Here is a 13,631-nt window from a genome sequence, read left to right as displayed (position 1 = left end):
GGGAATTATGGTTTTAGCCGGAGTGTAATGGCATTTATTTGGGTAATTTCCCGTTTTTCAACATTGACATTGGGGATTGTCTCCGATTGATAGTTTGTATTGAAAGGAATGATCGAAACGGTATGGGTTCCCAAAACACCTCTCAGTTTGAATTTTCCTGTTGCAAGGTCAATAGCAGTGGAGGAAACGGTGTCCTTTCCTTGAATAGCATAGACGACCGCATTTTCCTTTACAGGAAGAATTGAACCGGCTATTTCTCCGGTATCTGCCCTCGTGAAGGAACGAAGTTTGGGCTTCAGAACAAAGCCATTTGCAGGATTGGGTGAGGCTGTAATTGATCTAAAAACTTCAAAATCAATAAAGATATCATAAGAAATTCCTGGATCTAAAGGGTAATTGACTGTTAAGGAAGGATTTTGATTCTCAATATTTTCAATCACCAAAGGAATCCTTGCTCCATCAATGACGACATAATGGTCTGTCCCCAACTTTAAGGTCAATTCTGTGATTGCTCCAACTAATAATTCTCCCCTACCTACCAAAAACTGTTTATCCAAAATAAGGCTTGAAAGGTTGACCTGTTTATTGCTTTGGACATTTTCAAAAAAGATAGGATTTGCATTGTCCTGACCCCTTGTACCGGTGGTTTTGACTTCCACACCCAAAATTTCCACCCAAACCTCTTCAAAATCTCCCGGCGCATCAATCACAAATACGTTGACAAGCGCAGTACTTCTTTCTCCATCTGTCATGCAGGAAGTTAGAAACAGACAAATAAAAATCTGGATGAATAAAGAGAATTTTTTCACACTTCAAAAATAGGAAAAGTTATCACAATGGGAGTTTGACATCTACGAAATAAAAAAGCCCAAAGTTTTTCAACTTCGGGCTCTCTGTCTTTCACATTAAATATATGAGATGATGAGGATTAATTCTCTGTATCAATTACAACCAAATCAAGTTGGATAGGTTCCGGCTTTGTAACCACCCCAATTGTGGTTTCTACTCCTTCAATTTTTTTGACTTGATACAATTCATTAGGTTCTACGAGCAAAGAATAACTCCCTGTTTTCAATCCTCTGATCATGAACATGCCATTCTCGTCTGTGAAAGTGCCCACGGTGTCTTCATCAATAATGGCTGAAACCTGTACAGGAAATGCCTCCAATGGCAATACGGTACCCTCAATAGTAGCTGAGGCTTCCGCAATCACTCTCAAAACAGGCTTAAGGATATAATTACCTGAATTCCCAGCTTTCACAATCGATTTTGAAGCATCAAAATCTATCACCAAATCATAAGAAATTCCTGCCTCTAATGGTTTGTCGATTTTCAATTTCAATCCACTTTGTTGGGCGCTAGGAGTGGTAAGGTCTATGCGCTGCTCCCCATCCATGATGTAATTGTCATCGCCTAGCAATAACCTTATTTGGGAAATTTCCCCTGCAGGGACTTCAATTTCTCCAAAGTAAAATGGGTTATCAGCTACCAAAGAAAGAAGATTAAGCTTTTTATCTTCTCCTTCATGTCCCAAAGTAATCCATGCACTTCCATTTTCTTCACTTTCGCCTTTTGGAAGAAATTCGACTCCCAATACCTCAACCCACACTTCATCATAAGCTGCGGGTGCGTCAATCAGGTAAACATTCACTTTTGCATTAGCAGAGGATTGCATGTCATCCTCGTCATCACAAGAGACCAAAAAGAACACTGTAGCCAACATTGCTGAGATAGAATAAATGTGTTTTTTCATAAAATTTAAAATTTAAATGGGTTTTAACTTGTAGCCATACTTCCAATCATTGTGCCAAGATGATTTCTTGGTTAATTTTTTGACGATGATTGGTCTTAAAACACATAGCTTTAGTATTTTTGGAGATGATGAATTGGGAAAAATTATTGAGTTCGGACAGGTTTGATTCTTCGAAAAAAGAAAATTCCTCACCTGAATCTTTTAGAAGTGAGTTTGAAATAGATTACGACCGGATCATTTTTTCTGCTCCGTTTAGAAATCTTCAGGACAAAACCCAGGTTTTTCCGCTTCCTGAATATGATTTTGTCCATACCAGACTTACCCATAGCCTCGAAGTATCCAGCGTAGGCAGGTCTTTGGGAAAATCCGCCGGTGAATACCTCATCAATAAATATCCCAATCTCGCCGAAAAAGGTATCCATTCCTCTGATTTTGGTGCCATCGTGGCAGCAGCGGCATTGGCACATGATATTGGTAATCCACCTTTTGGACATGCCGGTGAGGAAGCTATTTCTGATTTTTTCAAGCATCATCCTTATGGTTTCATTTGGCGCACCCATGTCAAACCCCATGAATGGGATGATTTGACAAATTTTGAAGGAAATGCCCAGGGCTTTAGGATGTTGGTTTCCAAGGATAACGGATTGAAACTTTCGTATGCAACCTTGGCTGCCTTTACAAAATATCCAAGGCCATCCCATATTTTCAAAAGAGACCACAACCGCAGAAGTCAGAAGAAATTTGGGTTCTTTACCGACCAGCAAAAAGACTACGCCCAACTCGCCTCAGAATTGGGTCTGACCAAAATAAACGCAGAATGTTGGTTGAGGCATCCACTTGCTTTTTTGGTGGAAGCAGCCGATGATATCTGCTACAGCATCATTGACCTCGAAGACGGCTGCACCATGGGTTTGGTAAGTATTGAGCAGACCGTTGAATTGCTTGCCGAGATATTGGGGGACAAATTCAAACCTGAAAAATTAGAGAAATACAAAACAGACTCTCAAAAATTGGCCATTCTGAGGGCCATGACGATCGGAAGTCTGATCAGCGAAGCGGTGGAAGCTTTTTGTGCCAATGAAGAGGCGATTCTTAGCGGCGACTTTGACCAGGCTCTCACTGACATTATTCCATCCGCCAAACCGCTTGAAAAAATCTCCCACCTTTCTGTGAAAAAAATCTACAGGTCCAAACCTGTTTTGGAAAAAGAAGCTGCAGGTTTTCAGGTTTTGGAGGGATTGCTTGAAGTTTTTTCAAAAGCGCTGAACCATAAATTCTATCAGACCGAACTGTATTCAGGCAAAGACAAAAGTATCCTGAGGTTGCTGCCAGAAGATTTCCCTTTAGATGGATGGGAAATCAAAGTCAATCCCTATCCGTTGCTTCGGGCTTTGGTGGATTTTATTTCAGGAATGACGGACAGGTACGCGCTATCCCTTTACCGGAGAGTAAAAGGTATTTCACTTCCGGGCACCTGATTCAAACAGAAAAAAATTACCGATTTAAACTCCGAATTGCCTGAGGTGGTGGTCCACATGCCTCCACACAAATATTCCCCATTGCTGGTGGGTCAGTGGACCAAAAACGGGATGGGACGCATCCAAGGCATAATCTATTTTAGGAAATTTGCTCAGGATGTGAACAAATTTTGACTTTTCTTCTTCAAAGGAAGCGTCCGGAGCATTTCCTGCAGTTTGAAATCTCTTTGGACCTTTGGCCAGCTTTGGGAATTCACTTCTGATATTGAAGAAGACAAACTTGAACATCAGTTGTCTGAATGTCGCGCTTTTGTCAGATTTGGGAGCTTTGAGAATTCCCTGATGTGCCAAATTACAGTGGACAAGCATCTCGGTAGCGGTCATCAGACCCCAATTGGCTTTAATATCGGGATTCAATTTTTCTGTTCTGACAAGAAGTTCATTGACTGCTTGGGAGGAAAGGATCGTTTTGCTCATTCTTGAAATGCTTTAATTTCCTGAATATCCGAGGATTCCTCCAGTTTCTTTTCCTCCAAATCATAATCCATCTGAAGGCCAAGCCAAAATTTAGGACTTGTTCCAAAAAACTTGGAAAACCTTATGGCTGTATCTACCGAAATACTCCTTTTACCATGTATGATTTCACTCAATCTATTTTGGGGAATGAATATCGCCTTGGCCAGCTTGTAAGCTGTCAGTCCCAATGGCTCGAGAAATTCCACTTTCAAAACTTCTCCCGGATGTATATTATTCAATTTTTCCATACTCAAATATTGCTTAATGGTAATCTATGATTTCCACTTCATTGGCGTGGCTACCATCCCATTGAAATATAATTCTCCATTGATCATTTATTCTGATGCTATAAAATCCAACAAGGTTGCCGCTCAATTTTTCCAAATGATTTGCCGGCGGAATTCTCAAATCATTGATGTTTGCTGCGTTATTGATCATTCTCAACTTTCGCCTTGCCGTATTTTGGATTTCAAATGGAAGCTTTTTGGAAACTTCTCCCTGCCAAATTTTTTCTGTTTCCCTGCTGCCAAATGAGTTGATCATTCAAAAATAAGTTTACTTACGTCAAACATAAGTAATTGGTTTAATTTTCACAAACCTTCATTAAATAAAATATGTCCTGATGATCATTTTCCTAAAGTATTCCTTCTTAACCCCAAAATCTCTTAACTTTGTGCCTGCTTTTGAAAGGGTTAGTTATTTGACCCTTTTCATATAGACAAATCCACCCAAGGATCAATTCAGAAATCTGGAGTTTTGGGTGGGAAAAAATAAAACCCCAAGGAATACCGTGAAAAAATACCAGGAGTTCAAACAAGTTGATTATCCCAAAATAGGAGTAGATATCCTCCAATTCTGGAAAGAGAATGACATTTTTAAAAAATCTGTGGACAACAGAGAGGGTTTCGAAACCTTCACTTTTTTTGAAGGACCACCGTCCGCCAACGGTACGCCTGGTATCCACCATGTGATGGCAAGGACCTTGAAAGATATTTTCTGCCGGTACAAAACACTCAAAGGATTTCAGGTAAAAAGAAAGGGGGGTTGGGATACACACGGACTTCCTGTGGAATTGCAGGTTGAAAAAGAACTCGGCATCACCAAAGAGGATATCGGAAAAAAAATCTCCGTCGAAGAATACAACCAAAAATGTCGTGAGACGGTCATGCGTTTCAAACATGAATGGGATGACCTCACCGAGAAAATAGGCTATTGGGTAGATTTGGATGATCCTTATATCACTTTCGAGCCAAAATATATTGAAAGTCTTTGGAGCCTTTTGAGGAAGCTGTATGACAAAGGCTTGCTTTATAAAGGATATACGATTCAGCCTTTTTCTCCTGCGGCAGGTACAGGTCTGAGTTCGCACGAACTCAATCAGCCCGGTACGTATAAGGACGTCAAAGACACTTCCATCACGGCGCAGTTCAAAGTCAAAGGGCAGGACAATACCTACATCCTTGCCTGGACGACCACACCTTGGACCTTGCCTTCCAATTCGGCTTTGGCCATCGGCGAAAAACTTGACTATGTCAAAGTCAGAACTTTCAATCCCTACACCTTCGAACCGGTCAATGTCATATTGGCAAAAGCCAGAATGGGCGCCTACCTCAATCCAAAAGCGCTGGAAATAGCCATGTCGGATTTCAAAGCCGGAGACAAATTGATCCCTTATGAGATCATAGAGGAATACAAAGGCAAAGATCTTTTGGGTTGGGAATATGAGCAGCTTTTCCCCATCGAAGGTTTGGCATTGCCAAACCCTGCATTTACAGTAGTGGCAGGGGATTATGTCACGACTGAAGACGGTACCGGAATCGTGCACTTGGCAAAAGCCTTCGGTGCGGACGATTTCAGGACTTTGGTTCAACAAAATATTCCGGGAGTTTTTGTCAAAGACGACTTGGGAAATGAGATTCCGGTCGTAGACAGACAAGGAAAATTCCTGCCTGTTGTCGGTGAGTACCTTGCTGCAAAAATGAAAGAACATGGCATCAGCGCCCACAAGGAATTGGGAGCGAATGATTTCTATGTCAAAAATTACCTCGAAGACGATGAGAGCAACAAGGAGTACAAAAACACCGACGTGATCATCTCCATCATATTGAAGAATGAAAACAAGGCTTTCAAAGTAGAAAAATACGAGCACACCTATCCGCATTGCTGGAGGACTGACAAGCCGATCCTTTATTATCCTTTGGAAAGCTGGTTTATCAAAACCACAGCTTACAAGGACAGATTGGTAGAACTGAACAAAACCATCAACTGGAAACCTGAAGCAACGGGTACAGGCCGATTTGGCAACTGGCTAGAAAATCTGGTGGATTGGAACCTAAGCCGCTCCAGATTTTGGGGTACGCCGCTTCCGATCTGGAGAACAGCAGATGGAACCGAAGAGAAGTGCATCGGTTCGATCGCAGAACTGAATGAAGAAATGGCGAAGTCCATTTCTAAAGGATTTATGACAGCTTCTCCTTTTGAAGGAAAAGAAATTGACCTCCACCGTCCATATGTGGATGATGTGGTGTTGGTGTCGCCGAAAGGAGAAAAAATGTTTCGTGAACCGGATTTGATCGATGTCTGGTTTGATTCCGGGGCAATGCCTTATGCACAATGGCATTATCCTTTCGAAAATGAGGACATCTTCAAAGCCAATTATCCTGCAGATTACATTGCCGAAGGCGTGGATCAGACGAGGGGTTGGTTCTTTACTTTGCATGCCATCGCGGGGATGCTCTTCGATTCGGTTGCTTTCAAAAATGTCATTGCCAATGGTTTGGTCTTGGATAAAAACGGCAACAAAATGTCCAAGCGATTGGGCAATGCTGTTGATCCATTCAAAACCCTGAATGAATATGGCCCAGATGCGCTCAGGTGGTATATGCTGAGCAATGCCAATCCTTGGGACAACCTGAAATTCAACCTTGAAGGAGTTGCGGAAGTACAAAGGAGATTCTTTGGTACACTCCAAAACACCTATAATTTCTTTGCCCTCTACGCCAACCTGGATCATTTTGTCTATGATCCTGCCAAAAAAGTACCTATAATCGAAAGAGCGGAACTGGACCAATGGATCATTTCCAAGCTTCAGTCCCTGATCTCCGAAACGGAAGCGGCCATGGACAATTACGATGCCACGAAGGCAACCCGTGCGATCATGAATTTCACGGTCGATCAGCTTTCCAACTGGTATGTAAGACTGGCTAGGAAAAGATTCTGGAGAGGAGAAATCAACAAAGACAAGCAGGCAGCCTATGAGACTTTGTATGAATGTCTGGCAAGCCTTGCGCAGTTGATGTCTTCCTTTGCGCCGTTCTACGCTGATTGGTTGTACCAAAACCTCACTGAAAGTAGCAGGGAAGCGGGACAGGTTTTGCCTGAATCCGTCCACTTGGGAGATTGGAATGATGCTGATCCAAACCTGATCAAAGAAGACCTAGAAGCAAGCATGCAGTTGGCGCAGGATATTTCTTCTTTGGTGCACTCGCTGAGGAAAAAGGAAAAACTCAAAGTAAGACAGCCTCTACAAAAAGTATTGATCCCTGTTTTGAATGAGAAAACCAAAGCACAGATCCAACATGTAGATGACCTAATCAAATCTGAAGTCAATATCAAAGACATTGAATATATAGATGACACTTCCGGTATTTTGGTAAAATCTGTTAAGCCAAATTTTGCGCTTTTAGGAAAAAGATTTGGTCCGAAATTGAAGCAGGTGTCTGCTGCGATTAATGCTTGGGGAAAAGAAGAAATTACCGCAATCGAAAAAGAAGGCACTTATTATCTTGATTTGGATGGAGAAACAGTTGCATTGACTTTGGAGGATGTATTGATTTCTTCGCAGGATATCCCTGGTTGGTCTGTAGCGTCTGATTATGGGGTGACGGTGGCTTTGGATGTGACTTTGACAGAAGAACTGAAGCAGGAAGGAATTGCAAGAGACTTGGTCAACAGGATCCAAAATCTTCGTAAGGACATGGGTCTGGAAGTTCAGGACAAAATCACCATCAAAGTGGCCAAACATGATGACATGGTCAATAGCGCTTTGGAAAATTTTGCAACTTACATCCAAACCGAAACACAGGCGCTCTCGTTGGAAGTGAACGGTTCGGTGAGTGACGGAACCAAACTTGACATGGATGATTTTGAGTTGACAGTCAAGGTAGAGAAAGTATAAAATCAAATTAACACGCCACAGATAGGGGAGATTCTATAAAAAATCCTTAAATCTGTGGCTTTATAATGCTATCGATGAAGTATTTGAAATATTTTGGAATCGCCCTATTGGTGATTATCATTGACCAAGCTGTCAAAATGATTGTCCATTACGAGATGGATTTTGGGACACCTGGTCAGATTAAGGTCATTGGAGAATGGTTTAAGCTACATTATACCACCAATCCCGGGATGGCTTTTGGGATGCAGATAGGATCCGAATATGGAAAACTTCTGCTTACCTCCTTCAGGTTGATCGCCATGTTTGGGATAGGATACTACCTCTATTACATCATCAAGAAAAATCTTCATCCTGCTTATATCGTCTGTATTTCCATGATTTTGGGAGGAGCGATAGGAAACCTGGTGGACAGTGTATTTTATGGTGTTTGGCTGAACAATGCGCCATACAACGCTCCTACCCCTTGGCTTCACGGTCAGGTGATTGACATGTTTTATATTGATATCTGGGAAGGGTTTATTCCGGAATGGGTACCGATATGGGGCGGAAGTTATACTGCCCTTTGGCCGATTTTCAATATCGCAGATGCTTCGATATTTGTAGGAGTTACTATCATTCTGATATTCCAAGGAAGATTTTTCAAAGAGGAAATCGCTCCCAAGAAAGAAGAAGATGTGGATGAAATCCAAAAACAGTTTATAGAAGGCGAAGAAAACGCCTGACTCCAAAACCCTTCAGATGAAATTCTGAAGGGTTTTTTTTGGCCTATTGTTTCAAGTGTTCCCTAAATTTTTTCTACATTTCGAGACTTATCCAACCTATGCCTGAGTTCCCTTTTATTCAGAACCCTGACCAAAAAATCAACCTTACCAAAAAAGTCTTTTATTGGAATGATAAAATATTACAAGTCTTAAGTTTCCTCGCTTTTGGTATTTTGGTTTTTGATATTGGTTTCAGCAAAGTCGTCCAAAGCGGCAAACTCGCGGTTTTTTATAATATCTTGTTGATTGCACTTTCTGTAGGCTATACCATCCGGCTGTTTTCAAAATCTGAAAAATACAAGACTCCCAGATTAATCATCGAAATATCCATTATCCTTTTTTTGCTTACAGCAGCAGTCTTGAACCTTACAGGTATTCAGCTTGATAAAGATTTTAGGATTGCAAATCTTCAGATAAAGTCTTTTTTGGTAAACCTGCTTATCTTCATCCTTTTTCTGATCGAATTGAGTAGGTTGAGTTTGGCGATCAATAAGCTGAAAGTACATCCTGCTGTGGTATTCATTTTGAGCTTCCTGCTTGTCATCATCATTGGTACGGGAATGCTGATGCTCCCAAATGCGACAAAAAACGGGATTTCACTTGTAGATGCGTTATTCACCTCGACTTCTGCAGTGTGTGTGACCGGTCTAATTGTATTGGATACCTCCAAGGACTTTACATTTATGGGGCAATTCATCATCATGGTTCTTTTCCAGGTTGGTGGATTGGGAATGATGACATTTACGAGTTTCTTTGGATTCTTTTTCAAAGGGGGCTATTCACTCCAAAATCAGCTTTTTCTCAAAGACTACATCAACGAGGATAATATTGGTAGAATCAATTCCACCCTTGTCAAAATCATCGTATTTACTCTTGTGGTTGAAGGAGTCGCAGCTCTGCTTGTCTATTCTCTTGTGGACAAAGGTTTGTTTCAAGGGGCGGGAGACAGGCTGTTCTTCTCTGTTTTCCATGCTATATCCGGATTCTGCAATGCCGGATTTTCCACCTTACAGAATGGATTGTATGAATCGGGATTTAGACTACAATACAATGTCCATCTGATCATCGCCCTGACCATTATTATTGGGGGAATCGGATTTCCGGTAGTCGTTGGCTATATCAATTATCTCAAACATGTTTTTGTAGGCACGAGTAAAATGATCTTCAAAGGCACAGAATTCAAACATGTTCCAAGGGTGGTAAATATCAATATCAGGTTGATTGTCTACACTACCTTCATTTTATTGTGTATTGGCTTTGTTTCCTACTACTATTTCGAATCTGAATATACCCTCAAAGGATTAACGGGATATGGTAAATTTGTAACTGCATTCTTTGGTTCGGTCACTCCTAGGACGGCAGGATTCAACACGGTGGACATGTCAGCATTAGCTTTACCTACGATATTAATCTATCTGATTTTGATGTGGATAGGTGCCTCTCCCGGTTCCACGGGAGGTGGACTCAAGACGAGTACCTTTGCAGTAGCCGTTCTCAACACCCTAAGTGTGGCCAAAGGAAAAGAAAGGGTGGAAGTTTTCAGCAGGGAAATCAGCAGCGACACCATCAAAAAAGCATTCGCAGTAATCCAACTTTCTTTTCTTGTTATTGGTTTGGGGGTATTTTTGGTAATGCTTTTCAATCCTGAAATGAATATTCTTGATGTGGCATTTGAGATATTTTCAGCTTTCTCCACAGTAGGATTAAGCTTGGGCATAACCGCAAGTTTGTCCACGGGCAGCAAAATCGTAGTGACCCTGATCATGTTTTTGGGCAGGGTAGGGACACTGACAGTACTCGTGGCCGTGGTCAAAAAAGCGAGGAGCCAAAATTATAAGTATCCTGAGGAAAGTGTCTTTATAAGTTGATTTAAATCCTTTAGTTATGAAATATATCATCGTTGGTTTGGGAAATTTCGGAGGTTATCTCGCTACCCGTCTGACTAATTTGGGTCATGAGGTGATTGGGATTGATACCCGGGAATCAAAAATCGAATTTTTCAAGGACAGCATCACACACGTCATCATGATGGATGCCACAGATGCACAGGCGCTTAAAACGCTGCCTTTAAAAGATGCGGATGTTGTCATTGTCGCCATTGGAGAGGATTTTGGTGCTTCCATCATGGTGACGGCTTTGTTCAAACAACTGAAAGTCAAAAGACTGATCAGCAGGTCGATCAACAAAGTCCACGAAACTGTCATTAATGCTATCGGTGTGGACGAAATCATTCATCCTGAAGAAGATTCTGCAGAAAGAATGGCAAAAAAACTTCAGATGAAGGATGTTTTGGACTCTTTGGATGTCTCAGAGGATTATAATATCATTGAAGTGAAAACTCCAGCCCGTTACGTGGGTCTGACCGTGGCAGAAACCGAAATCAGGCAAAATTACAATATCAATATCCTCACCATTATCAAAATGGAGGAAAAGGCCAACATTTTTGGGAACAAAACTAAAGTAAAAAAGGTACAGGGCGTACTCACGGGAAATACCAAAATCGAAGAAGGTGATATCCTTTTGCTATTTGGACATATCAAAGACCTGAGAACAGTCCTGAGTATGGATTAAACCGACCTAAAATCCCTCTCCGCATACTTTGCAATAATTGGCATCTGCCTCATTGAAATTCCCGCATGTGCCGCATTTTTTCTTTTTACCATCGGCTTGGTCTCTTTTGACTTGGGTCAGTTCTGAGCTCACAATCCCTGTGGGAACAGCGATTATCGCATAACCCAAAAGCATAATGACGGCGGAGATGAATTTGCCCAAAGCTGTCACCGGCGTGATATCTCCATAACCGACTGTAGTCAATGTCACGATGGCCCAATACATCGCAATCGGTATGCTGGTAAATCCACTTGTCGGCCCTTCCACAATAAACATCAGGGTCCCGGCTATCAATACTATTGTCAAAACTGATCCTACAAAAAGCTGGATTTTGGCCCTGCTGCTTCTCAAAGCACTTTTCAAAGTTTCTGCTTCCTTGACATAGCGGCCAAGTTTGAGGATCCGGACAACCCGCAACAACCTCAACCCTCGTATCACGACCAAAAACTGCGTGTTCAACAAAAACAAACTGAGGTAACTCGGGATAATCGCCAGTAGGTCAACAATCCCATAAAAGCTGGTGATATATCCCCATTTTCTATTGCTCAGCCATAGCCTCAGAATATATTCTACAGTGAATAAGGCTGTAAAAATCCATTCCAACAAATGAAGGATATCATGGTATTTCTTGTTGATCGACGGCTCCGAATCCAATATGACCACCGCTACACTCGACAAAATCAAGACCAAAATAAATACATCAAAATTACGTGAAGCCCTGTCGTTATGTTCAAAAACAATATGCGCCAAGCGGGCTTTGGAAGGAAAAATTGCCATAGGAATCGGTTTATCCGAATTTAGCCTGATAGAGTAATAATTCCAATAAAAGCACATTTTACATCAAGAAAATGGCAAATTAAAATCGCTTTATCTCTTTATTAAAAAATTAATCCAACACTGTTTGAATATCAAATTTTCAACTAAATTGGCACCTTTAATCCCCCAAAATATGAAAAATTCATTCATCGTTCTGTTCTTTTTTTTTGTCACTCTTTATTCTACTATAGCCCAGCAGATCATTGATTGGAGCCCGGAATATGAACTGACTTTTGATGATTTTCTTTCCAAAAAAACAAAAATCGGATTTGGGGATACTTATCAGATCAATTCCACTGCCGGAATGGGATTTTCATTCCAAATGACTAATTATGAATGGATGTTTACCAAGAACTTTAATTCAAAAGTCACAAATACATTTAATAAAAATGCTGCTGTATTGGTTGCTCCGAATCTTGAAATTGCAAACAGTTTATTGGCATTTGCCAATTACCAATTTGACTTGGTGGAACTGTATGCAAGGAAATTCAGACAAAAATTATATGAGAATAAAGGAGCCTTTTCCAATCCGACTTTTTTCCAACCGATTTATAATGAAATCCAATCAGAATTGAATGAAAGGCATTCAGAGGCAGGGGAGGTAAGCAATCTCGGAATAAAATCAGAAGTTTTAAAAGAACTTCATCAAGAAGTCTTGGCTGAAATTGCTGAATTGGGAGATTTCTGCAAAGATTGTAAGCCACCGAAAGCGAAAAAAAACATTGAAGAAAAAGTACAGTAAAATTCAAAAATACCATCCGAATGAAAATCTTTCACATAGCAGCAATTTTTATATTTTCATTTTCCTTGATCTTCAGCTCAACAGCCCAGGAATTGATATATCTGAACAAATTCAGAAAGCCGATTTATGATACCAAAAAATATGAACCCCAATTTTACTTGATACAAGAAAATGGAGGAGAGAGAACTTTGGTTGAAAAAGTGTTTACAATGGAAAAGATCATGGTGGAAGAAAATGTTTTCTCAAAGGATAGTCTTGGAAACATTATCAGAGCACTAAAAAAAGGATATTCAGACAAGGGAGTGTTAGAATATATCGAGCAGGAAAATATCAAATCAGTAGTAAAAGTAAGAACTGAATACTTTGAAAGTGGAAACATTAGATCCCTCACCAAGACCAGGAATAAAGAAGTATTTGAAGAAACATACTATGATGAATCGGGCAATCAAGTACCTCCTACAATTTTTGTAAGCCCAATGGCGTTGAAAGGATTGGAAGGATGGAATGAATTCCTTGGCAAAAACCTGATCTATCCGATTGATGCCAGAAGGGCCGGTTTTGAGGGAACAGTTTACATCCATTTTATTGTGGATGAAGAAGGTAATATAGAAGAGGCAGAAGTTATAAATCCGGAGGAAGTTCACGAACTATTGGCGAGGGAAGCTTTACGGGTGGTCACAAAATATCCTTACAAATGGAATCCCGGGACCAAGGATGGAGAACCTGTGAGGATGAGTATGAGGGTTCCGATCAGATTTAAACTTGGATAATAACTAGC

13 protein-coding genes are annotated in these 13,631 nt (G+C 40.8%); 7 read left to right on the top strand and 6 right to left on the bottom strand.

What is annotated here, in order from left to right:
* Nucleotides 1–5: 5 nt before the first annotated feature.
* Entirely contained in the window at nucleotides 6–752 is a 747-nt protein-coding gene (locus tag NU887_RS17815) for a DUF4382 domain-containing protein (RefSeq protein WP_258424738.1), read from the bottom strand.
* A 176-nt stretch (nucleotides 753–928) separates the two neighbouring features.
* The gene (locus NU887_RS17810) at nucleotides 929–1,753 is read right to left on the bottom strand and encodes a DUF4382 domain-containing protein (RefSeq protein WP_258424737.1); all 825 of its coding nucleotides are present in this window, start codon (nucleotides 1,751–1,753) and stop codon (nucleotides 929–931) included.
* A 125-nt stretch (nucleotides 1,754–1,878) separates the two neighbouring features.
* Between NU887_RS17810 and NU887_RS17805 the strand changes: the two genes are divergently transcribed.
* The gene (locus NU887_RS17805; RefSeq protein WP_258424736.1) at nucleotides 1,879–3,231 is read left to right on the top strand and encodes a deoxyguanosinetriphosphate triphosphohydrolase; all 1,353 of its coding nucleotides are present in this window, start codon (nucleotides 1,879–1,881) and stop codon (nucleotides 3,229–3,231) included.
* A gap of 24 nt (nucleotides 3,232–3,255) precedes the next feature.
* Here the strand turns inward: NU887_RS17805 and NU887_RS17800 are convergent, their stop codons facing one another.
* From NU887_RS17800 to NU887_RS17790, 3 genes are read right to left on the bottom strand one after another with little or no spacing between them, the layout of a single operon-like run.
* Nucleotides 3,256–3,708, bottom strand: coding sequence for a DUF1569 domain-containing protein (locus tag NU887_RS17800; RefSeq protein ID WP_258424735.1), 453 nt, complete (start codon nucleotides 3,706–3,708; stop codon nucleotides 3,256–3,258).
* Nucleotides 3,705–3,995: a HigA family addiction module antitoxin gene (locus NU887_RS17795; protein WP_258424734.1), complete on the bottom strand. Its 291-nt coding sequence runs from the start codon at nucleotides 3,993–3,995 to the stop codon at nucleotides 3,705–3,707. Before NU887_RS17795 ends, NU887_RS17800 begins: the two co-directional genes overlap by 4 nt.
* A gap of 13 nt (nucleotides 3,996–4,008) precedes the next feature.
* Nucleotides 4,009–4,290 (bottom strand): type II toxin-antitoxin system RelE/ParE family toxin, encoded by a 282-nt coding sequence (locus NU887_RS17790; RefSeq protein ID WP_113923748.1) that lies wholly within the window; start codon nucleotides 4,288–4,290, stop codon nucleotides 4,009–4,011.
* A 247-nt stretch (nucleotides 4,291–4,537) separates the two neighbouring features.
* Here NU887_RS17790 and ileS point away from each other — a divergent pair, with 247 nt between their 5' ends.
* From ileS to NU887_RS17770, 4 genes are all read left to right on the top strand, one after another.
* Complete coding sequence (gene ileS / locus NU887_RS17785) at nucleotides 4,538–7,924, top strand: isoleucine--tRNA ligase (RefSeq protein ID WP_258424733.1); 3,387 nt, start codon at nucleotides 4,538–4,540, stop codon at nucleotides 7,922–7,924.
* 74 nt (nucleotides 7,925–7,998) lie between these two features.
* Nucleotides 7,999–8,646, top strand: a complete 648-nt coding sequence (locus NU887_RS17780; RefSeq protein ID WP_258424732.1) for a lipoprotein signal peptidase — start codon at nucleotides 7,999–8,001, stop codon at nucleotides 8,644–8,646.
* Nucleotides 8,647–8,744: 98 nt separating this feature from the next.
* A complete protein-coding gene (locus NU887_RS17775) occupies nucleotides 8,745–10,553 on the top strand; it encodes a TrkH family potassium uptake protein (protein WP_258424731.1) in 1,809 nt (602 codons plus the stop codon).
* A 16-nt stretch (nucleotides 10,554–10,569) separates the two neighbouring features.
* On the top strand, nucleotides 10,570–11,256 hold the full coding sequence (locus NU887_RS17770) for a potassium channel family protein (RefSeq protein WP_258424730.1): 687 nt from the start codon (nucleotides 10,570–10,572) through the stop codon (nucleotides 11,254–11,256).
* A gap of 6 nt (nucleotides 11,257–11,262) precedes the next feature.
* Here NU887_RS17770 and NU887_RS17765 read toward each other — a convergent pair whose 3' ends face one another.
* The gene (locus NU887_RS17765; RefSeq protein WP_258424729.1) at nucleotides 11,263–12,072 is read right to left on the bottom strand and encodes an ion transporter; all 810 of its coding nucleotides are present in this window, start codon (nucleotides 12,070–12,072) and stop codon (nucleotides 11,263–11,265) included.
* A 172-nt stretch (nucleotides 12,073–12,244) separates the two neighbouring features.
* Here NU887_RS17765 and NU887_RS17760 point away from each other — a divergent pair, with 172 nt between their 5' ends.
* Both NU887_RS17760 and NU887_RS17755 read left to right on the top strand, forming a co-directional pair.
* Complete coding sequence (locus NU887_RS17760; protein WP_258424728.1) at nucleotides 12,245–12,853, top strand: hypothetical protein; 609 nt, start codon at nucleotides 12,245–12,247, stop codon at nucleotides 12,851–12,853.
* Between the two features lie 20 nt (nucleotides 12,854–12,873).
* A complete protein-coding gene (locus NU887_RS17755) occupies nucleotides 12,874–13,623 on the top strand; it encodes an energy transducer TonB (protein WP_258424727.1) in 750 nt (249 codons plus the stop codon).
* The last annotated feature ends 8 nt before the right edge of the window (nucleotides 13,624–13,631 follow it).

The organism is Aquiflexum gelatinilyticum, assembly GCF_024741135.1.
Lineage (GTDB): Bacteria > Bacteroidota > Bacteroidia > Cytophagales > Cyclobacteriaceae > Cognataquiflexum > Cognataquiflexum gelatinilyticum.
This window is presented reverse-complemented; position numbering and strand designations above follow the sequence as displayed.